General features: G+C 33.0%; 10 protein-coding genes, 2 tRNA genes and 5 rRNA genes. 5 read left to right on the forward strand and 12 right to left on the reverse strand.

The features are described from left to right. Positions 1-5 precede the first annotated feature (5 nt). From QIA21_RS02655 to QIA21_RS02670, 4 genes are read left to right on the forward strand one after another with little or no spacing between them, the layout of a single operon-like run. Entirely contained in the window at positions 6-1,130 is a 1,125-nt protein-coding gene (locus tag QIA21_RS02655; RefSeq protein ID WP_301393034.1) for a chemotaxis protein CheB, read from the forward strand. A gap of 30 nt (positions 1,131-1,160) precedes the next feature. Further along, positions 1,161-2,375 (forward strand): TraB family protein, encoded by a 1,215-nt coding sequence (locus QIA21_RS02660; protein WP_301393035.1) that lies wholly within the window; start codon positions 1,161-1,163, stop codon positions 2,373-2,375. 40 nt (positions 2,376-2,415) lie between these two features. After that, entirely contained in the window at positions 2,416-3,048 is a 633-nt protein-coding gene (locus tag QIA21_RS02665; protein WP_091972312.1) for an adenylate kinase, read from the forward strand. 24 nt (positions 3,049-3,072) lie between these two features. Further along, complete coding sequence (locus QIA21_RS02670; RefSeq protein ID WP_301393036.1) at positions 3,073-4,101, forward strand: hypothetical protein; 1,029 nt, start codon at positions 3,073-3,075, stop codon at positions 4,099-4,101. Between the two features lie 21 nt (positions 4,102-4,122). Here the strand turns inward: QIA21_RS02670 and QIA21_RS02675 are convergent, their stop codons facing one another. The 8 genes from QIA21_RS02675 to QIA21_RS02710 all read right to left on the reverse strand — a co-directional run bounded on the left by QIA21_RS02675 (position 4,123) and on the right by QIA21_RS02710 (position 17,608). After that, positions 4,123-5,046 carry a GGDEF domain-containing response regulator gene (locus QIA21_RS02675; RefSeq protein WP_091972761.1) on the reverse strand — a complete coding sequence of 308 codons (924 nt, stop codon included), beginning with the start codon at positions 5,044-5,046 and terminating at the stop codon, positions 4,123-4,125. Continuing rightward, on the reverse strand, positions 5,030-9,532 hold the full coding sequence (locus QIA21_RS02680; RefSeq protein ID WP_301393037.1) for an ATP-binding protein: 4,503 nt from the start codon (positions 9,530-9,532) through the stop codon (positions 5,030-5,032). The genes QIA21_RS02675 and QIA21_RS02680 overlap by 17 nt, the downstream gene beginning before the upstream one ends. Positions 9,533-9,629: 97 nt before the next feature. Then, positions 9,630-9,740 (reverse strand): 5S ribosomal RNA (gene rrf / locus QIA21_RS02685). Between the two features lie 23 nt (positions 9,741-9,763). Continuing rightward, a 23S ribosomal RNA gene (locus QIA21_RS02690) occupies positions 9,764-12,692 on the reverse strand. A gap of 164 nt (positions 12,693-12,856) precedes the next feature. After that, positions 12,857-12,967, reverse strand: a 5S ribosomal RNA gene (gene rrf, locus QIA21_RS02695). Between the two features lie 23 nt (positions 12,968-12,990). Then, positions 12,991-15,919 (reverse strand): 23S ribosomal RNA (locus tag QIA21_RS02700). 218 nt (positions 15,920-16,137) lie between these two features. Beyond that, positions 16,138-16,977, reverse strand: a complete 840-nt coding sequence (locus QIA21_RS02705; RefSeq protein ID WP_301393038.1) for a Cof-type HAD-IIB family hydrolase — start codon at positions 16,975-16,977, stop codon at positions 16,138-16,140. A 70-nt stretch (positions 16,978-17,047) separates the two neighbouring features. Next, positions 17,048-17,608: a DNA-3-methyladenine glycosylase gene (locus QIA21_RS02710; RefSeq protein ID WP_301393039.1), complete on the reverse strand. Its 561-nt coding sequence runs from the start codon at positions 17,606-17,608 to the stop codon at positions 17,048-17,050. Between the two features lie 905 nt (positions 17,609-18,513). Between QIA21_RS02710 and QIA21_RS02715 the strand changes: the two genes are divergently transcribed. Next, a tRNA-Ile gene (locus tag QIA21_RS02715) sits at positions 18,514-18,587 on the forward strand. Positions 18,588-19,652: 1,065 nt separating this feature from the next. Here QIA21_RS02715 and QIA21_RS02720 read toward each other — a convergent pair. From QIA21_RS02720 to rsmI, 4 genes are all read right to left on the reverse strand, one after another. Beyond that, positions 19,653-19,726 (reverse strand) — tRNA-Ala (locus QIA21_RS02720). Positions 19,727-19,889: 163 nt separating this feature from the next. Then, positions 19,890-21,425 (reverse strand): 16S ribosomal RNA (locus tag QIA21_RS02725). A gap of 210 nt (positions 21,426-21,635) precedes the next feature. Then, positions 21,636-22,184, reverse strand: coding sequence for a nucleoside 2-deoxyribosyltransferase (locus QIA21_RS02730; protein ID WP_301393040.1), 549 nt, complete (start codon positions 22,182-22,184; stop codon positions 21,636-21,638). 92 nt (positions 22,185-22,276) lie between these two features. Beyond that, a complete protein-coding gene (gene rsmI / locus QIA21_RS02735; RefSeq protein ID WP_301393041.1) occupies positions 22,277-22,951 on the reverse strand; it encodes a 16S rRNA (cytidine(1402)-2'-O)-methyltransferase in 675 nt (224 codons plus the stop codon). Positions 22,952-23,095: the final 144 nt, after the last annotated feature.

Consider the following 23,095-nt stretch of genomic DNA (forward strand, 5'->3'; position numbering starts at 1 on the left):
TAACAGTGGAAACAAAAATTTCTGTACTTGTCATAGAATATTTTGCTGTAAAAAGAAAGCTCATATCAGACCTTATTAATTCGTCTCCTAAACTCAAGGTCATTGCAACTGCTTCTAATGGCAAATTCGCAACAAACAAACTTAAAAAACATAACCCCGAAGTAATATTAATGAATTTAGAAGAAAACAATAGTGAAGATATTCTATTTTTGGAGAAAAAAAACAATATACACAAAACAATACCAATTGTAGTCACCTCTTCAAATCAAAATCTAATAAACATTGCTGCTTTAAAGGGCGCTGATGATCTTATATTGGTATCTAAAAATAAAAAATCACATGAAAACAAAAAAGAACAAATTATTAGTTCTCTTTTAGCCTATGGATCGATATCTATAAAAAACAAAATTGTCCAAAATAAATATATGGAAACAAAAAATTATGAAAAAGCTATTTTTTTTTTAAATCACAAAAATGACATTTTCTCATTAACCAAACTTGAAGAATATACAAAAGAAAAAATATTAAATGAAAAAGAAATTAAAAAACTTAAAATGAGAAAATTCGACATAATAGCAATTGGAATATCAGCAGGAGGGCCTGTAGCCTTGAAATCAATATTGCCAGAAATACCTGAAAGCTTTCCACCAATAATAATTGTTCAACATATGCCTAAAGGATTTACAGAAGAATTTGCAAAAAATCTTAATAATCTTTGCAAAATAAGCGTAAAAGAAACCACCAATAAAGAAATATTAAAGCAAGGACATGCATACATAAGCTCAGGCGGACATCATACAAAAATCAAAAAAATCGATAGTAACTATCAAATACAAACCTTCGACGGTAAACATATAAATGGTCACAAACCATCTATTGGAGTACTATTTCAATCTATTGCAGAAATTGCAAAAGATAAAGCAATTGCCCTAATAATGACTGGGATGGGAAATGACGGATCAAGAGAAATTGGCGATATAAAAAAAGCTGGGGGACTTACTATTGCTCAAGATGAAGAAAGTTCAATGGTTTTTGGAATGCCAAAAATAGCGATAGAAGAAAACAACATAGACTATATAGTTCCACTAAACCATATGGTAAAATTATTAAAAGCTATACTAACTGATTAATGGCTAAATTTTTTAAACAAGGAATATTTTTTGGACAACGAAAAAGAAAACACCCATACAGAAGACTGTTTTTCTCATGTAAGTAAATTTAATATACATAATAAAACAATATATATACTTGGAACTGCTCACGTGTCAAAAAAAAGCTCAGAAGATACTGCAAATTTAATAGAAATCTTAAAGCCAGACTATATTGCTGTTGAACTTGACGAAGCTCGCTATCATTCGATCTTAAACACCGATGAAAATGAAAAATGGAGGAACTTAGATATAGATAAAGCATTAAAACAAGGAAAAGCCTTCTTCCTCATAATAAACATAATTCTTAGTAATTTTCAAAAAAAATTAGCAAAAGAACAGGGAATAAAACCTGGTGAGGAAATGAAAACAGCTGTTTTAAAAGCTGAAAAACACAATATTCCAATAATTCTTGCCGACAGAAAAATTGAAACAACTCTAAAAAGAGCTTGGATACCTATTCCAATATTTGAAAAAATAAAAATAATCTCAAGCCTTTTTTCCTTAACAGATACAAAAATTACAAAAGATGAAATTGAAAAACTCAAAGAACAAGATGCTCTTTCAAAAATAATGGAAGAACTTTCCAAAGAAATACCTAAAGTAAAAAAAGCTTTAATTGACGAGAGGGATGAATTTATTACAAACAAAATACTCGAAGGAACAGGCATTATTCTTGCCGTTGTAGGCGCAGGCCATGTGAATGGAATAATGAGAACTCTAAAAGAAATAAGTCAAAATAAAAAAGTAATAAACGTTGAGGAACTCAACAGAATACCTAAAAAACATTTTTCACTTAGCAAAGCACTATCTTACTTAATTACAATTTCAATCATTTTGCTAATAGCAAGCTCTTTTTACTTTAAAGGATTTGATTTTGCATACAAAAATTTAAAGCTTTGGATAATATCCAACTCTCTTTTCTCAGGCATTGCAGCCATATTATTAAAATCTCATCCTTTAACAATTTTAACAGCTATTATAGGTTCTCCAATATTTTCCTTAATACCGTTCATAGGAACAGGTATGGTAGCAGGACTTGTTGAAGCTTACATAAACAAACCAAAGGTCAAAGATTTTGAAAATCTACAAGAAGAACTATCAACAACAAAAGGATATTTCAAAAACAAAGTTACAAGAATTCTATTAATAGTTCTTTTTGTAAACCTTGGATCTACAATTGGAACAATTGTAGGACTTAAATTTTTATTAAATGTTTTTAAATAAACCCTTAAAATAATAAATATCTAAACAGGAGTTATATATAATGGGACTTGTATTTTTGGGTCCTCCAGGTTCTGGAAAGGGGACTATTTCAAAAATTATTTCTAGCGAATTTAAATACCATCACATTTCAACAGGAGATTTATTTAGAGAAAATATTTTAAATTCTACAACCCTTGGGAAAGAAATAAAAAAAATTGTTGAAAAAGGGGAACTGGTCTCTGACACAATTACAATCAAAATAGTAGAAGATAAAATCAAAGCCATTGAAAATAACAAAAATTTTATTTTAGATGGGTTTCCACGCAATATTTGTCAAGCCGAAGCTCTTGACAAATTTTTGCCAAATGTAAAAATAATAAACTTTTTAATCAATGAAGAATTGGTAATAAAAAGACTCTCGGGAAGAAGAATTTGTAAATCTTGCAATAATATTTTCAATATATACACCCTAGCCACAAAAACCAATGGCATTTGCGACATTTGCGGAGGAGATCTTTACCAACGAGAAGATGATAAAGAAGAATGCTTAAAAACAAGGCTTAAAGAATATAAATCACAAACAAAACCACTAATAGAATTTTATTCAAAATGCTCTAGAATTAACAATATTGATGCATCTGTTAAAATTGATGAAATAAGGGAAAAGATAATTAAAATAATGTTAAAAAAATGAATGGAAAAGGTATTTAAAGTAAAAATGTTAATAAAAAAAATTTGCTTTTGCTTGTTATTTTTGCAAGCAAAAATGATTCTTGCTCAAGATCAACAAAACTTAGAAGTCAATAATGAATATTTTTATTTAAATTTTCAATCTGCTTATTATCCTCCCCACGAGCTGGGAACAAATGGAAGCAAATTTTCACAAAGCTTTAAACATCCCAACTTAAAAAGTATTGAACCAAGTCTAAGAATTCCAGCCAATTATTGGGGAGGAATAAAATTAATATCATACTTGGGATACTATAAAAATTTTAAAGCTTTAAACAATCCCAATTCTATATTTTTTAAAAACAATGGCATAGACATCGATTTAAATATTGGATTGTCTCCTGTAAATATCTCATTTAAAAGCATGCTAAACTTTACTCCCATTGCTTTTTTAAATTTATATGCATCAAATGAAATTGGTATAGGTTGGGAAGCTTTTGGATTTAAAGGAGTTGGCGTGCACATTGAAAATGGGAAATATTCAAATACTATTGAATTTTATTCAGAAGTAATAATAGGGGGACGATTACAATTTGATTTAAACGCTATTTTTCAAGGAGAATGGACACACATTATTACAGTTATTGGCAATGATTTTACATACTTAATTAATCCTCATGCAAACAAAGATCAACTTTGGAAATATAAAGCAGACGATGGTAAAAATATAAATGGCATGCTAATAAAGCCTTACGCTCTTTTAGCTTACAAAATGCCAATACCTCTTAACATTATAGGTTTACTTTATGAAGGGAAAACACAAATTGGCAAAGAAAGAAACATAAGCTCGTGGAAAAACAAAGGCTGGGGAAGTGACATTTTTTATCACAATATTTCTATTATTGCTAATTTTGAAGTTGTCAAACCCTTAACAATTGGTCTTCAATTAAAATTAGCTACAAATCCTACATACACAAATAACACAGCTGGACTGGCTGATATTTCAAAAAGAATAGCAACTGGTAATTCTTATTTTTACTACGATTCTATTGGAATCTCTGTAACTTATAAATACTAAAATTTAATAAATATAAAAATCTTAATACCTAAACTGATTCCTTCCAGAAACTTTAGCCTCATAAAGCTTGCTATCAGCAAGCTTTATAATATTGGTAAAATTATTATCAATAGGAATTTCTTGAGCAAGCCCAATTGAAACAGTCACAATGCCAGAAATACCACTATACTCATGAACTATTCCTAAACACTTTATATCATTAATCATTGTTTTAATAATGCAAATCATTTCACTTAAACTCTTATTAACAGAAAAAAAAATAAATTCCTCTCCTCCATATCGAGCAACATCTATTTTATATTTTAAAGAAACCTTATATAAAGCCTTAGCAATCAATTTAAGACACTCATCACCATTAGTATGGCCATAATTATCATTATAATTTTTAAAATTATCAATATCCAACATCCCAACAATTATTATTTCTTTATTTTCTAAAGCTTTCATCCACAGCTTAGAAAATTTGTCCATAAAAAATCTTCTATTTGGAATCTGAGTAAGCCCATCAATTCTAGACAAACTTTTAAAATAATCCCTTAATCGCTTTAATTCAAGATGCGTCTTAACTCTAGCGTCAATTATTCGACTATTAAAAGGCTTTAAAATATAATCTACTCCACCAACATTAAATCCCTCAAGTTGATCATCTGTAGAACTTCTTGAACTAATGAAAATTACAGGAATCTCTTTAGTATCAGGATCGCTTTTTAGCTTTCTACATACCTCATAGCCATTAATATCTGGAAGACCTATATCAAGAAGTACAAGGTCAGGATTATCTTTTTCAACTTGCTTTAAGGCATCTAATCCATTTGTTGCAACCTCAACTTCATAAGCATCTTGCAATATATTTACCAATAAATCTAAATTGGTGGGAGAATCATCCACAATTAAAAGCTTCTGATTCTCGACTTCAAAAACTTTATCTTTAATTATCATCTCCACTACTAATATCTCTATTGCTAAACCTTTCAATAATCCCTTTAAGAATCTTAGAACTCTCAGCAAATCTATATAATCTTAAATTCCTGCGAAGCTCACTAAATAATACTTTAATATTCTCATCTAAAACATACTTGTCAATGCTCTCAAGAATTTCTTTATATTCTCTTGGCTTTCTGGTCTTAATACCAATTAAAAGTTTATTGAGAAGGTATAAAAATTGATCATTGCTTTTAAAGTATAGCTTATTCTCACTAACAATCTCAGACTCAAACAAAATATTCTCCTTTATATCACTTATTAACTGCAATAAAGCACCTTTTACAAAAGAATACATTTTTTTCAACTCATAAATTGAATCTTTACTTGTTTCAATTTTTTTAAAATCTTTATACAATTCACTACGCATATTAGAAAGAGCTCCAGATATTGTATGAGATATATCCCTAATTAAAGATAAATTTTCTTCATTAAAAGCTTTTTCTAAATCAATAATATTGATAGAAATAAAATCAACAAGCCCTCTACATAGTTCAGAATATGATGCATATGAAAGATTTAATTCTTTTAAAGCTCTATTAACATCTAAATTGGGAAACTTAATAGGTTGATTCAACTCTTCATTCTCCCAAATATTATCAACTTCAAGCTGTAAATATTTTTTTAATATAACTTTAATTGAACTTATGTGTATCGGCTTTGAAATATAATCATTCATACCACTTTCAAAACACTTGTCTTTATACTCTTGCAAAGCATGCGCTGTTACAGCAACCAAAACACATGGCTTTAAATTCTTTGCCTTTTCAAATTTTCTAATTTCTTTAGCCACTGAAAATCCATCATATCTTGGCATTCGTATATCAATAAAAGAGATAGCATATCTTTTTTCTCTTAAAAATTTTAAAGCCTTTACCCCATCATCTACAACATCAATAAAATTTTCATTAATGCCTATTACAACAAGCATGTCTTTCAATACTTTTTGATTTACCTTATTATCTTCAGCTATTAACACCTTAATAGGTTCTTTTATCTTAAAATCACTATCTATTGGAGGCAAATCTTCAAAATCCATTTCCCTTTTAAACTCTTTTTTAAAAAGAATAGAGAATATATTAAGCCCCATTAAAGGCTTTTTAACATACATATATTTTAAATTTTTTAAAGCTTCATTATCTAAATGATAAAATAAAAAAACTATTTGTACATCAGAGCTTAGTTTTTCAATATTATTAGCAAATCGAATACTTTCTTCAATATTATCGTTATTTACATTAACACAAACAAAATTATAAAAAGAGTATTCCTTAAAGAATTTATAAGCATCCTTAAAAGAAGCTACATAGTGTACATTAGACGAGTAGCCCAACAAAGCCGAACAGTGCTCAAAAATTTTAATAGACTTTTGACTCGAAAGTACATTCAATACTTTATTATTACTATTTATTGATTGAAATCTATTGATTGATGAATTTTTACTTTTAAGCTCTCCACCTAAGAAAAAAGGCAACATAAATGAAAAAGTTGTACCCTCCCCCACCTTACTATCAACAGTAATGCCAAGCCCCCCCATTAACCTTATAAGCTCTCTAGATATTGACAACCCCAATCCTGCACCCTCATGAACCCTTGAAGAAGAATCATCTTCTTGTTTAAATATTTCAAATATTTTAGAAAGATTCTCTCTTTTAATGCCTTTGCCTGTATCTATTACCTTAAATTCAATCGTAACCAATACTCTACTGTCATCAGTTCTTGTTCTACATAATTCTTCATAGTTTAAAACAATAACACCATCATCTGTAAACTTAAAAGCATTTCCTATTAAATTAATTAAAACTTGCTTAATTTTTACAATATCACCTTTTATGTAATTTTTAAAAATAGATTTAGAATAAGAGAATAAATCAATATTTTTCTTTGCACATTGAGATTGAAAAGTCTTTAAAACCATTTCCATTTCGCTCTCTAAATCAATCTCTTGACTCTCGATATGTAATTCATTTACATCTATTTGAGACAAATACAATATATCATCAATCAAAGAAAGTAAAGAATCAGATGAATAATTTATCATCCTAACATAGTCTTTTTGAATATCTGTAAGAATAGTTGTATCCAAAAGCTCAGTAGCTGCCATTATTCCATTAATGGGAGTACGAATATCGTGGCTGATATTTGCTATAAAAATGGTCTTAGCGGTATTAGCGGCTTCTGCAATATTTTTTTCATTCATCACAAAAGAATATCTTCTTTTCTGCTCAAATGACAATTTGAACATAAAAATTATTACAAATCCTAAAAAAGTAAAATAAAATATAATGACTGTTAACACTAAAAATTTGAAATTTTTAAACCTACTATCTTTAGATTTATAATAAACATCAAATTTCCAATCATTCAAATACATATGACTATCAACATTTGAACGCATAACAACTTTTTGAATAATTTCTTTCAAGATGTAATCCTGATTATAAATAGCAAGACTCAAATCGAAAGCCAAATCTCTAAAAGTAGGAAGCTTTTCAACATCAACAACATTTAATTCTTCAAATACAGCAGCAGCTGTATACTCATCGCTAATAATTCCATCTATCTTTCCCTTATAAAGAAGAAGTAGGGCTTCTTTAAAGCTACTTACTAAAATAAGCTTTGACTTAATATTAGAAGCTAAATTTTTATTATATAAAAAATCAAGTACAGCAAACCTTTCTAAAGATCTGGACGGAAGTACCCTTTTTTTATTTGAAAAAATATAAAGTGGAATTCTAGAATTTAGTTTTATATTAAAAACATTATCTAAATTTGAATCGATCGCATTAGTATTTAGCATATCAATTTTTCCAGATTTGATTAATCTTTTAAGCTCTAAATTGCTGTGTGTTTCAATTATGTTAAATTTCAAACCTGAAAACATTCTAACCTTATCAAGCAAAAATTGATTTACTCCTTTATAATTGTTCTCTTCAACATAATCTATTGGATACCAATTTTTAACAGCAAGATTTAATTTATTATTTTTTAATAACCAAATTTGTTCTTCTATATTAAATTTAACCTTATTCATAATTTTATAACTATTTATTCGAGAGCTATTAATCTCTTCTTTATCTAGCCAATTTTTATCTATTTGGAGTAAAGATTCAAATGAAATATCATCAAATATAGCATTGAGAATATATTTAATAATCTTATAAATCCTGTTATCAATAGCTAATACTAAAAATCTATTTTTATTAAAAATCGAATCGTAAGATTTTAATCTGCCGTTATATCCATTTAATTTCAATAAATATTTTGTTGTTATTGAATTTTCTATAAACCCATATGAATTATTGACAATATCTACAAAGTTATTAACAATATCTTGATTCTTATTTAATTGAATATTATTAAAATCAAAATCAATAAACTGAGAATTTATTGGACCAAGATTATTGCTTAAATCTTTAGAATAAAATTTAAAATTAAGAGGATATATCGGCTTGCTTACCATATAATTAACATTTTCAAATACACTATCATTACTAATAATTCCTCCAAAAATGCCTACTGACTTTCCATCTAATGATTTCTTAATATCCTCTTTAGGAAATCCCTTAAAAATAGGTTTAAAAATATGTTGTCTTGAGAGAAGACTCCATAAATCTACTAAAATGCCAGACAATTTCCCCTTTGAATCAATAAAACTCAAAGGAGGATAATCGTTATATAAACCAACATCAATAAAATTTCCCTTAGAAGCACTGTCTAAAAAAGAAAAAATATGTTCATCGGGCATTTTCATTAAATACGAAAACAAATCTAAATTCAAATTCTTTATTATCTCAGGAGCATTTCTACTAATAGCTACCCTATTTTTGATACTGTAGAAAATATCTCCATTAAAAATTGCAAGATCTTCATCTAAAAAAAGCTTTGCAACATAAGATAAAGTCTTGCAATCACCATATATATAATCAACTTTATCATTTTTTAAAGCTAATAATAACTCTTGAACATTATCAGCCAAAAAAATAGTGTTAGCACCTCTTATTCTTAAAATATCTTCATATATTGTATTTTTAACAACCCCTATATTAAAATTGGATAAAAATGTTGAATGGGTATTTTTATATTTTTTATTAGAGCTTTTAGAAAATAAAATTGCAATACTCCTGGCAAGCTCATTTTTGAAATAAAATAAATCATTTAATTTTGAATTATAAGTCAACCCTAAATATATTGCTTCGTCTTCAATTTTGCTTTCATTTAAATTATCAACAGGTTCAACTCTAATATTAACATTATTATCTTTTGCCCATTTATCTAAAATAGAAAAAATAAGACCTACATATTCTCCTTTATTATTCTTATGATAAAAAGGAAAATATTGACCTACAAGCTTAAACTTGAAAATATCCTTAGAAAATAAATTAACGCTAGCAAAACAAACCAAAAGCAAAATTAAAAAATTAATACTCAAAAAGTTTGCTTTTTTCATAATATTTTAAAATTTCCTTATTAAAATAAAATAATTTTACTAATATGTAAAGATAAATATACACAATAAAATCAAGGCTTAAAATACAAAATAAAAACCCTGGCAATAACTTACTCTCCCGCGAACTCGCAGTACCATCAGCGAATAAGAGCTTAACTTCTGTGTTCGGAATGATAACAGGTGTTTCCTCTTTTCTTTAACCACCAGGGTTTTTATAAGGAAGATAAAAATATGGCCAAAGATACGGGTAATTAGTATTAGTCAGCTTAATATATTACTATACTTACACTTCTAACCTATCAACCTGGTATTCTTCCAGGACCCTTAAAGGATATCTCATCTTGAGGAAGGCTTCCCACTTAGATGCTTTCAGCGGTTATCCTTTCCGAACGTAGCTACCCAGCACTTACCCTTGGCAGGATAACTGGTACACTAGAGGTTCGTCCATCTCGGTCCTCTCGTACTAAAGATAGCTCCTCTCAAATATCCAACGCTTGTGGCAGATAGGGACCAAACTGTCTCACGACGTTCTGAACCCAGCTCGCGTACCGCTTTAAATGGCGAACAGCCATACCCTTAGGACCTGCTCCAGCCCTAGGATGCGATGAGCCGACATCGAGGTGCCAAACCCTTCCGTCGATGTGAACTCTTGGGAAGGATAAGCCTGTTATCCCCGGAGTACCTTTTATTCGTTAAGTGACGGCGCTTCCACTTGCCACCGCCAGATCACTAAGACCTACTTTCGTATCTGTTCGACTTGTCAGTCTTACAGTTAAGCTACCTTATGCCTTTACACTTACAGAGTGATTTCCAACCACTCTAAGGTAACCTTTGCGCACCTCCGTTACTCTTTAGGAGGCGACCGCCCCAGTCAAACTACCCACCTGGCACTCTCCTCATATTTCTATAAGTTAGAAACCTAATTAAACAAGGGTGGTATTTCAAGATTGACTCCACTATCCCTAACGAGATAGCTTCAAAGTCTCCCACCTATCCTACACATATTTAATCAAGTCTCAATACCAAGCTATAGTAAAGGTTCACGGGGTCTTTCCGTCTAACCACAAGTAATCGGCATCTTCACCGATACTTCAATTTCACCGAGCTCCACGTTGAGACAGCGTCCAAATCGTTACACCATTCGTGCGGGTCGGAACTTACCCGACAAGGAATTTCGCTACCTTAGGACCGTTATAGTTACGGCCGCCGTTTACTGGGGCTTAAATTCAATGCTTCGAATAAACTAACATCTCCTCTTAACCTTCCAGCACCGGGCAGGTGTCAGTCCCTATACTTCTCTTTACAGATTTGCAGAGACCTGTGTTTTTGGTAAACAGTCGTTTGGACCATTTTTATGCTACCTAATTGCTTAGGTCGTACTTATTCCGAAGTTACGTACGTATTTTGCAGAGTTCCTTAACGTGGATTCTCTCGCGCGCCTTAGAATTTTCATCCCACCTACCTGTGTCGGTTTGCGGTACGGTCCCTTATAGCCTAACCTTAGAAGCTTTTTCTTGGCACCTTGACTACCTACATTTCATGTTACCTAAATAACACTCATCATCACATCTTAGCTCTCTTAACGGATTTTCCTATTAAGATCATCGCCTTAATGCTTAAACTAGGACAACCATCGCCTAGCAGTAGTTAACCTCATGCGTCACTCCATCGAAACTATAAGAGGTACGGGAATATTAACCCGTTTCCCATCGACTACACTTTTCAGTTTTGCCTTAGGGGCCGACTAACCCTGGGAAGACGACCTTTACCCAGGAAACCTTAGGTTTTCGGCGAATGGGGATCTCACCCATTTTTTCGTTACTCATACCTGCATTCTCACTTCTGATACCTCCATCAAGCTTTCCAGCTTAACTTCTCTGGCTTACAGAACGCTCCCCTACCATCTTAACTTTCGTTAAGATCCAAAGCTTCGGTAATGTGTTTAGCCCCGTTACATTATCGGCGCTTAAATACTCGACCAGTGAGCTATTACGCACTCTTTAAAGGTATGGCTGCTTCTAAGCCAACCTCCTGGCTGTTTACGTACCTAAACCTCCTTTTCCACTTAACACATTTTTGAGACCTTAGCTGTTGGTCTGGGTTGTTTCCCTCTCGACCATGAACCTTATCGCCCATAGTCTCACTCCTATTCATCATTTAATAGCATTCGGAGTTTAACTGAGTTTGGTACCCTTTGACAGGCCCTAGCTCAATTAGTGCTCTACCTCTATTAAACTAAAATAAGGCTGAACTTAAATCCATTTCGGGGAGAACCAGCTATCTCCGAGTTTGTTTAGCCTTTCACTCCTATTCACAGCTCATCCCTGCCTTTTTAAACAGACTAGAGTTCGGCCCTCCACTTGGTTTTACCCAAGCTTCAGCCTGGCCATAAATAGATCACTCGGCTTCGGGTCTACCACATCTAACTAAATCGCCCTTTTAAGACTCGCTTTCGCTTCGACTCCAGCACTTCTATGCTTTAATCTTGCTAGACATGATAACTCGCAGGTTCATTATGCAAAAGGCACGCCATCACCGCAATAAATCGCGGCTTTGACTGCTTGTAAGTCTACGGTTTCAGTTCTATTTCACTCCCCTCCCGGGGTTCTTTTCACCTTTCCCTCACGGTACTCTTCTCTATCGGTAGCTTTTTAGTATTTAGCCTTGGAGAGTGGTCTCCCCAGCTTCAAACAAGGTTTCTCGTGCCTCGTCCTACTCAGGAACATTTTAAAAAGATATTTACATTTAAATTACAGGACTATCACCTTCTTTGGTTAACCTTTCCAGATTATTCTTCTATATAAATATTTTGTAACTTTTTTGCTTATCACAGACTAAGCTTAAACGTCCTACAACCCTATAAATGCAACGCTCTGCAACTTGACACATTTAAAGTTTGGGCTACTCCCCTTTCGCTCGCCGCTACTAAGGGAATCTCTTTGATTTCTTTTCCTCAGGGTACTTAGATGGTTCACTTCCCCTGGTATCGCCTCTATTATTTAGATAATAGATAACTAGCATTTTGCTAGCTGGATTACTCCATTCGGTAATCTTGGGATCAATAAATGTTTGCTTCTCCCCCAAGCTTTTCGCAGCTTACCACGACCTTCTTCGCCTTAAAGCTCCTAGGCATTCACCATAGACTCTTATTACTTTGACCATATTTTTATCTTCCATCTCTACTTTGCCAATTTGTTTATGTAATATAGAATAATATATATCTTTGTTTAACCCATGTCAATATCTATTTTATTTTTATAGTATTTGAATGTTTTATTCAAATACTATAAAAATAAAATCAAGGCTTAAAATACAAAATAAAAACCCTGGCAATAACTTACTCTCCCGCGAACTCGCAGTACCATCAGCGAATAAGAGCTTAACTTCTGTGTTCGGAATGATAACAGGTGTTTCCTCTTTTCTTTAACCACCAGGGTTTTTATAAGGAAGATAAAAATATGGCCAAAGATACGGGTAATTAGTATTAGTCAGCTTAATATATTACTATACTTACACTTCTAACCTATCAACCTGGTATTCTTCCAGGACCCTTAAAGGATATCTCATCTTGAGGAAGGCTTCCCACTTAGATGCTTTCAGCGGTTATCCTTTCCGAACGTAGCTACCCAGCACTTACCCTTGGCAGGATAACTGGTACACTAGAGGTTCGTCCATCTCGGTCCTCTCGTACTAAAGATAGCTCCTCTCAAATATCCAACGCTTGTGGCAGATAGGGACCAAACTGTCTCACGACGTTCTGAACCCAGCTCGCGTACCGCTTTAAATGGCGAACAGCCATACCCTTAGGACCTGCTCCAGCCCTAGGATGCGATGAGCCGACATCGAGGTGCCAAACCCTTCCGTCGATGTGAACTCTTGGGAAGGATAAGCCTGTTATCCCCGGAGTACCTTTTATTCGTTAAGTGACGGCGCTTCCACTTGCCACCGCCAGATCACTAAGACCTACTTTCGTATCTGTTCGACTTGTCAGTCTTACAGTTAAGCTACCTTATGCCTTTACACTTACAGAGTGATTTCCAACCACTCTAAGGTAACCTTTGCGCACCTCCGTTACTCTTTAGGAGGCGACCGCCCCAGTCAAACTACCCACCTGGCACTCTCCTCATATTTCTATAAGTTAGAAACCTAATTAAACAAGGGTGGTATTTCAAGATTGACTCCACTATCCCTAACGAGATAGCTTCAAAGTCTCCCACCTATCCTACACATATTTAATCAAGTCTCAATACCAAGCTATAGTAAAGGTTCACGGGGTCTTTCCGTCTAACCACAAGTAATCGGCATCTTCACCGATACTTCAATTTCACCGAGCTCCACGTTGAGACAGCGTCCAAATCGTTACACCATTCGTGCGGGTCGGAACTTACCCGACAAGGAATTTCGCTACCTTAGGACCGTTATAGTTACGGCCGCCGTTTACTGGGGCTTAAATTCAATGCTTCGAATAAACTAACATCTCCTCTTAACCTTCCAGCACCGGGCAGGTGTCAGTCCCTATACTTCTCTTTACAGATTTGCAGAGACCTGTGTTTTTGGTAAACAGTCGTTTGGACCATTTTTATGCTACCTAATTGCTTAGGTCGTACTTATCCCGAAGTTACGTACGTATTTTGCAGAGTTCCTTAACGTGGATTCTCTCGCGCGCCTTAGAATTTTCATCCCACCTACCTGTGTCGGTTTGCGGTACGGTCCCTTATAGCCTAACCTTAGAAGCTTTTTCTTGGCACCTTGACTACCTACATTTCATGTTACCTAAATAACACTCATCATCACATCTTAGCTCTCTTAACGGATTTTCCTATTAAGATCATCACCTTAATGCTTAAACTAGGACAACCATCGCCTAGCAGTAGTTAACCTCATGCGTCACTCCATCGAAACTATAAGAGGTACGGGAATATTAACCCGTTTCCCATCGACTACACTTTTCAGTTTTGCCTTAGGGGCCGACTAACCCTGGGAAGACGACCTTTACCCAGGAAACCTTAGGTTTTCGGCGAATGGGGATCTCACCCATTTTTTCGTTACTCATACCTGCATTCTCACTTCTGATACCTCCATCAAGCTTTCCAGCTTAACTTCTCTGGCTTACAGAACGCTCCCCTACCATCTTAACTTTCGTTAAGATCCAAAGCTTCGGTAATGTGTTTAGCCCCGTTACATTATCGGCGCTTAAGTACTCGACCAGTGAGCTATTACGCACTCTTTAAAGGTATGGCTGCTTCTAAGCCAACCTCCTGGCTGTTTACGTACCTAAACCTCCTTTTCCACTTAACACATTTTTGAGACCTTAGCTGTTGGTCTGGGTTGTTTCCCTCTCGACCATGAACCTTATCGCCCATAGTCTCACTCCCATTCATCATTTAATAGCATTCGGAGTTTAACTGAGTTTGGTACCCTTTGACAGGCCCTAGCTCAATTAGTGCTCTACCTCTATTAAACTAAAATAAGGCTGAACTTAAATCCATTTCGGGGAGAACCAGCTATCTCCGAGTTTGTTTAGCCTTTCACTCCTATTCACAGCTCATCCCTGCCTTTTTAAACAGACTAGAGTTCGGCCCTCCACTTGGTTTTACCCAAGCTTCAGCCTGGCCATAAATAGATCACTCGGCTTCGGGTCTACCACATCTAACTAAATCGCCCTTTTAAGACTCGCTTTCGCTTCGACTCCAGCACTTCTATGCTTTAATCTTGCTAGATATGATAACTCGCAGGTTCATTATGCAAAAGGCACGCCATCACCGCAATAAATCGCGGCTTTGACTGCTTGTAAGTCTACGGTTTCAGTTCTATTTCACTCCCCTCCCGGGGTTCTTTTCACCTTTCCCTCACGGTACTCTTCTCTATCGGTAGCTTTTTAGTATTTAGCCTTGGAGAGTGGTCTCCCCAGCTTCAAACAAGGTTTCTCGTGCCTCGTCCTACTCAGGAACATTTTAAAAAGATATTTACATTTAAATTACAGGACTATCACCTTCTTTGGTTAATCTTTCCAGATTATTCTTCTATATAAATATTTTGTAACTTTTTTGCTTATCACAGACTAAGCTTAAACGTCCTACAACCCTATAAATGCAACGCTCTGCAACTTGACACATTTAAAGTTTGGGCTACTCCCCTTTCGCTCGCCACTACTAAGGGAATCTCTTTGATTTCTTTTCCTCAGGGTACTTAGATGGTTCACTTCCCCTGGTATCGCCTCTATTATTTAGATAATAGATAACTAGCATTTTGCTAGCTGGATTACTCCATTCGGTAATCTTGGGATCAATAAATGTTTGCTTCTCCCCCAAGCTTTTCGCAGCTTACCACGACCTTCTTCGCCTTAAAGCTCCTAGGCATTCACCATAGACTCTTATTACTTTGACCATATTTTTATCTTCCATCTCTATTTTGCCAATTTGTTTATGCAACATAGAATAATATATATCTTTGTTTAAACCATGTCAATACTTATCCTAGTATTTTTATAAATTTATTTATAAAAATACATTATGAATAAAAAATTCAAATTTTAAATAGAATATTCTGCTAAAAACAAACCAAATACATTAAACATTCGGATACAAATTATTCATATTTATTATTCATAACTCATTATCAAGTTCAAAAAAATCAATCAAAAACCTGGCAACACCATCTTCATTGTTGCTAAATTTTGTTATTTCATTATTTGCTAAATTATTTTTAAGAAATTCATTAGCATTTTTCATTAAAACCCCTTTGCCAAGATTTTTAAGCATTTCATAATCATTATTATTATCTCCAAAAGCTAAAACATCACATAATGGAATGTTTTCAAGAAAAGCAATATTTTTAATAGCATTATATTTATCAGCATTAATATTGGTAACCTCCAATAAATCCTTAGAAGAAAAAAATATCCTTATATCCTGAAAATCTTTACTCTTAATCTCATTGGCAAGCTTATTAAGAGTTTCTAGATCGTCACAATAATAAACAATCTTAGAAACAGAATCAACGTTTAATTTGGTCAAATCTCCAACAATAACATTTAAACCTAAATCTTTAATAAAATGTTTCATAATAGGACTTTTAACATCTGAATTAGAATACCAAGTATCAAAAGTATAAAGATTAACATCAACATTGCCTGTATGTATCTTGAGAATTTCTTTTACTAAACCATAACTCATTGCATGTCTAAAAATTAAATTTTCTTGCAAAAAAACTTCAGCTCCATTCGCCGTTACAAGATAATTTTCATTAATGTTAATTTCTTTTAATTGATTCCTAATATTTTTAACTTCACTTAACCTTCTACCGGTTGCAATAATTATTTTAAAATCTTTCTCCAAAGTCAAAAGAACCTCAAGGGTTAAAAAAGTAATCTCATGACTATTGTTCAATAAAGTACCGTCAAGATCAAAAACCAGCATTTTATATCTTTTATAATTAGAATTCATACATAAATCTCTCTTTTAAAGTATAATATCACAAATAATTTATTCCCAATAAATTGCCCTTAAAAGAAAATCAACGCTTTGAAACAAATTTATTATCTTTAATATAAAACCTCCAAAGCCTGTTTATATCATCCTCTTGTGCATAATCAATGTTTATTCTTTTTGAACAAACTACATTGAAATCTAGATTAAACCCTCTTTGCAAAAAAAGTTTATTATTTCCAATAAGATCAACTTCATTAAAGGTTAAATCAATATTTAAAAATTTTGTAAGCTTGCCAGGACCATTAGTAAGAGCCCATTTGTCCCTCAACAATGGATAAATAGGCTCTACACTTCTAATTAAAACAGCTTGTGGATTATCTTCATCTGCAGTCACAATATTAAACATACAGTGCATGCCATATATTAAATACACATAAGAATATCCTCCTATGCTGTACATAGCATTTGTGCGATTTGTTCTCTTTCTGTTGTAAGAATGACAAGCACTATCCGTTATTCCCATATAAGCTTCCGTTTCAACAATTCTGGTAACTATTTCCTTTTTATTGATCTTCCTGATCAATAAATTACCAAGCAATAACCTTGCTACAGTAGTAGCGTCTTGCAAAAAAAACCATCGATCCATAAACTCAATTTTAAAACAAGGTAATAATAAAAAAATAGCAAAACACACATTTAAAATGCAAAAACATATTACTCACAATAAAAATAAAAACTAAAATGGTTTAATATGTCTAACAAATTATTTTAATAGAATTCTTGATCAGTTAGTATTTTTTTTTGATTAAAAATTTTCAATAATAAATTTTTAAAATCTTAATTGATAATATAAAATTGGTTAAAAAGTCTGACAATATGCCATCTATTAACAAAGATTAATTCTTGAAGTAAATATTTATGAATTCCCTCAATTATAATTGCTAATAAAATGTTTGCATTTTTCAAAAAATCAACCGTTGATCATATATAATAAATCATTCATAGCACTTTTAAATTATCTTTTATATATATCCTTATAGGAGAAAACCAAATTAAAAAGGTTGAACTGGTCTAGCTTAAACAAGCTTACATGAAAATACTAATCTAAAATATCTAAGCAGTAAAAACAAAAGACATATTATAAAAAATTTATTAAATTGATCTATCGACCAATAAAAAATATTTCTAAAAATTGATTGCACTTTAAAAAACAAAAATATTTCTACTTTTAAACAGGCTTAAGATGATTTTAAAAACCTCCAAAACAAAAATAGTATTAAAAGTCTTTATAACTTGCTCACAAAAACCTTACATAATAAAATAATGCAATTTCAATATCAAAAAAATCGACATCAATTATAATAAACTTTTAAACGGGCAAAAATAAAATTAACAAATTTTATAAAACACTTATATAAAATAGCGGATATTGATAAATATATTAAAACATTATAAACTATATGCAATATCTTTTGTATCTTTTCAAGATACAAAAGATATTGACAAAGCCAAAAGATTAAAATAAAATTTGTAAATAATTAATATGATTAAGGGATCATAGCTCAGGTGGTTAGAGCGCAGGTCTGATAAACCTGAGGTCGGATGTTCAACTCATCCTGGTCCCAATGCGTTACATTATTATAAATGCCGCAACACTGTTTTAAACTATAACTAATAAAAACAGCAAAGCATTTGGTCAATTTAAAAATTAAGATGCATTTAAGATATATTAAAATATAACCTCAATTTAAAAGTGAACAATCGCAATTATTTTAGATTTAAAGCAAACATTTAACAATATAAAAACATTTCACCTCAAAATTTAAAATTATAATCACTACTAACAATGCTCAATTTAATGCAAAACTGATTATTACTAAACACTTGTTAAAGATTTATTTTTTCTAAAGTTTTACCTTTTCTTAAGAAAAGGTAAAACAAGCCACACTTTCCAGTACGACTATCTTATTACGACTCTACCCATCCCCTCACACTAAACATACCTCAAACAACTTCCCACCTTACAGCTTAGAATGATAACTTTTGAATGGCTATTAACTAGGGTGATATGACAAACGTGTACACAAGACCCAAAAACATATTCACCGCATCATTCTGACATACAATTACTAGCAATTCCAATTTCATGAAGTCAAGCTTTAAGATTCAATCTAAACTAAAACCTGATTTATACATTTTAATTCATATTACTGTTTAGATTTGCTTTATAGAAAGCATTGTAGTATGCATGTAATTTGCAAAACATAAGAGCTATAATAATTCGACATAATTCTTTACTTTCTCCGACTCGACTTATAACCATAAGCCTATCTGAATCCCCACTATTACATGGCATGACAACAAATAACAATAGTTGCGCTCATTTCAAAATTTAATTCTAGACTTGCCTATAAGAGAAAGTTTAAAAGCTCAACTTCACTGATCAATTTGTTAATTGACCTTATTTAATATTAACTACTATTTCTAGTAATTATTACCATCCTATATATATATAAATCACCCGTTAGTTGTTAGTTGTTAGTTGTTAGTTGTTAGTTGTTAGTTGTTAGTTGTTAGTTGTTAGTTGTTAGTTGTTAGTTGTTAGTTGTTAGTTGTTAGTTGTTTAGATCTTAACCTTTAATAAACTTGCTTAACAGCATGCTTAATCTAAATCCAGGTTACATGCCCAATGGAGGTTAAGGGACTCGAACCCTTGACCCTCGGCTTGCAAAGCCGATGCTCTAGCCAACTGAGCTAAACCCCCCATCAATCTAAATTGAAACTCAGGTCTAATAAAATACCTTAATATCATTAACAAGAAATTAAATAAAAAAATTCCTCATAAACTTAGATTCAAAAACTCTTTTATCAAAAGAAAAGAATAGGGAAGAGTTAATGGAATTAGCCTTAATTTATCTTTCTCTTAGAAAGGAGGTGATCCAGCCGCACTTTCCAGTACGGCTACCTTGTTACGACTTCACCCCCCTCACTAAACATACCTTAAATACCTTCCTCCCTTACGGGTTAGAATAATAGCTTCGGGTATCCTCAACTCGGGTGGTGTGACGGGCGGTGTGTACAAGGCCCGAGAACGTATTCACCGTATCATTCTGATATACGATTACTAGCGATTCCAACTTCATGAAGTCGAGTTTCAGACTTCAATCCGGACTGAGACCTGCTTTATGCGTTTTGCTTCACATCACTGCTTCGCTTCGCTTTGTACAGGCCATTGTAGCACGTGTGTAGCCCAGGACATAAGGGCCATGATGATTTGACGTCATCCTCACCTTCCTCCGACTTATCACCGGCAGTCTTATCTGAGTCCCCACCATTACATGCTGGTAACAGATAACAAGGGTTGCGCTCGTTGCGGGACTTAACCCAACACCTCACAGCACGAGCTGACGACAACCATGCAGCACCTGTATATAGACCCCAAACGGGGAATAATTATCTCTAACTATATCCTATATATGTCAAGCCCTGGTAAGGTTCCTCGCGTATCATCGAATTAAACCACATGCTCCACCGCTTGTGCGGGCCCCCGTCAATTCCTTTGAGTTTCACTCTTGCGAGCATACTCCCCAGGCGGCACACTTAACGCGTTAGCTTCGGTACTAACTTTTAGTTAACACCAAGTGTGCATCGTTTACAGCGTAGACTACCAGGGTATCTAATCCTGTTTGCTCCCTACGCTTTCGTGACTCAGCGTCAGTCTTGACCCAGAAGTTCGCCTTCGCCTCCGGTATTCTTTCTGATATCAACAGATTCCACCCTTACACCAGAAATTCTAACTTCCTCTATCAGACTCTAGATATACAGTTTCCAACATAGTTCCACAGTTGAGCTGTGGTATTTTATGCATAGACTTACATATCCGCCTACTCACCCTTTACGCCCAATAATCCCGAACAACGCTCGCCCCTTACGTATTACCGCGGCTGCTGGCACGTAATTAGCCGGGGCTTATTCATAAATTAACGTCATCACCTTGTCATTTCCTACAAAGCTTATTCCTCATTTATAAAAGAATTTTACAATCTTTCGACCTTCTTCATTCACGCAGTGTCGCTCCGTCAGGCTTTCGCCCATTGCGGAAGATTCTTAGCTGCTGCCTCCCGTAGGAGTCTGGACCGTATCTCAGTTCCAGTGTGACCGTTCACCCTCTCAGGCCGGTTACTTATCATCGTCTTGGTAGGCATTTACCCTACCAACTAACTAATAAGACGCAGACTCATCTACAAGCGAAGCTTTAAAGGCTTCCTTTCATCAATTAACAAATTAATTGACCTTATTCGGTATTAGCTACTATTTCTAGTAGTTATCCCCATCTCGTAGGTAGATCATCCACGCGTTACTCACCCGTTCGCCACTAAATGTATTGCTACATCTCGTTTGACTTGCATGCTTAAGACGCACTGCCAGCGTTAGTTCTAAGCCAGGATCAAACTCTTCGTTATTCTTATTTTTATTTAAAAAATCAACAAGTTTTGTTTATTCTTTTGCTTGGCTTTCAACCTTACTTAACTCTTCCCTTCTCTCATCTTCCAATAATCATTTCAACATTTAATACTTTAACAAAAGAAGAATCATATTGTCAATACCTTTTTATTTTTTTACTAAATAAATAATAAAAAAATAAATTTTATTAATCAAGCACAATAAAAGCATTAACAACCACATTTTTCATTAACAGGTAAAGTTGTAAGAATTTTTTTTAATTTATTCCCTAATTTAACTTTTAAATAATCAAAGAAAGTTCTAAAATTTTCATTATCTCCTTTAAACTTAATCCAAAGTTCTTTAAAAGTCAAAATTCCTTCCCTAAGGTCCTCGTAATTAGAAAAAGACGCATTACAATCGCTATACATTAAATTATAAAAATCAGATTCTTGTTTATTCTTGAAAAAATCTATACTTGGTATTTTTTTAGCAAAGGCAAATCCTCTCTCATAAGCTGTACCTGCATCAACATAATTAACCAAAGCTAAAACAATATCGCTACTAACTAACTCTTTTAAATCCATTTCCCTTACCTTCTCTCTTACATCTCTATTTGCAAACTTATAATCAACCTTTTCAAGCAATCCCATCTTTTTGACAGCATGATGCTCTGGAGAAAATACATCCAAATTAAATTCTTCAAGAAATTTCAAAACCTCATTTCTCAGTTTAATTTGCTCTTCGTTAAAAAATGGAGAAGCTAAATAAATTTTCATAAAAACCCCCATTAAACTTAATTGTAACACAATAAATCAATCGAGTAAAACTAGTAATAAATAAAGTTTTGACTCTAAATAGAAAACATTTATTATGAACGACTTCTACTGACTAAAATAGTAAATTCTCCTTTAACCTTCTCCTTACTCGATTCAAAATAATTTTTTAATTCCAAGGGTTTACCAATTTGATATTCTTCATAAATTTTTGTCATCTCGCGCCCAATAAGAATCTTCACATCCAAACTAACAGAAGAAATTTCAACAAGCAATTTCAAAAGTCTATGACCAGATTCAAGCAATACAAATGCATCACCCCTTTTGTATAGCTCAGCAATTCTTTTAAATCTTTTAAGGCCTTTGTTGGGCAAAAATCCCTCAAAAAGAACTGATTTATCTCTAAAAGGATTAACACTTACAATCGTATTAAAAGAGCTTGCCCCGGGAATTGGACAAACTTTATATCCCTCTCTAAAAGCAGCGGCAACTAAAAGGCTACCCGGATCGCTAAGACCTGGAGTGCCAGCGTCACTCACAAAAGCTACAGAATCTCCTTTTGCTAAATAATTCAACAGTAAAACTATTTTCTTATTTTCTGTTATGGCATTACAAGAAATCATCTTTTTATTAATTTTATATCGCGACAAAAGTTTGCTAGTAACTCTCGTATCTTCTGCAAAGATAACACTTACCGATTTTAAAACATCAATCGCCCTATAAGTGATATCCCCTAAATTACCTATTGGCGTAGCAACAATGTATAACATAATTCTTTCCAATTCCTCCAAAAATCAAAAATAAAGATACTAAAAACATCTTTCTTAGTGAAGAAAAATTTAAAATCCTTTATTCACTAAATCAAGCTATAAGCTAAATTTTATATGTCTATCGAAATACTTGCTTTTGTATTA

The organism is Borreliella japonica (assembly GCF_030438115.2).
Taxonomy (GTDB): domain Bacteria; phylum Spirochaetota; class Spirochaetia; order Borreliales; family Borreliaceae; genus Borreliella; species Borreliella japonica.

Excerpts from the sequence above, each read along its gene's own strand:
- QIA21_RS02665 (WP_091972312.1), top strand. The coding sequence starts at position 2,416 with ATGGGACTTGTATTTTTGGGTCCTCCAGGTTCTGGAAAGGGGACTATT.
- QIA21_RS02670 (WP_301393036.1), top strand. The coding sequence starts at position 3,073 with ATGTTAATAAAAAAAATTTGCTTTTGCTTGTTATTTTTGCAAGCAAAA.
- QIA21_RS02680 (WP_301393037.1), bottom strand. The coding sequence starts at position 9,532 with ATGAAAAAAGCAAACTTTTTGAGTATTAATTTTTTAATTTTGCTTTTG.
- QIA21_RS02705 (WP_301393038.1), bottom strand. The coding sequence starts at position 16,977 with ATGAATTCTAATTATAAAAGATATAAAATGCTGGTTTTTGATCTTGAC.
- QIA21_RS02710 (WP_301393039.1), bottom strand. The coding sequence starts at position 17,608 with ATGGATCGATGGTTTTTTTTGCAAGACGCTACTACTGTAGCAAGGTTA.
- QIA21_RS02730 (WP_301393040.1), bottom strand. The coding sequence starts at position 22,184 with ATGAAAATTTATTTAGCTTCTCCATTTTTTAACGAAGAGCAAATTAAA.
- rsmI (WP_301393041.1), bottom strand. The coding sequence starts at position 22,951 with ATGTTATACATTGTTGCTACGCCAATAGGTAATTTAGGGGATATCACT.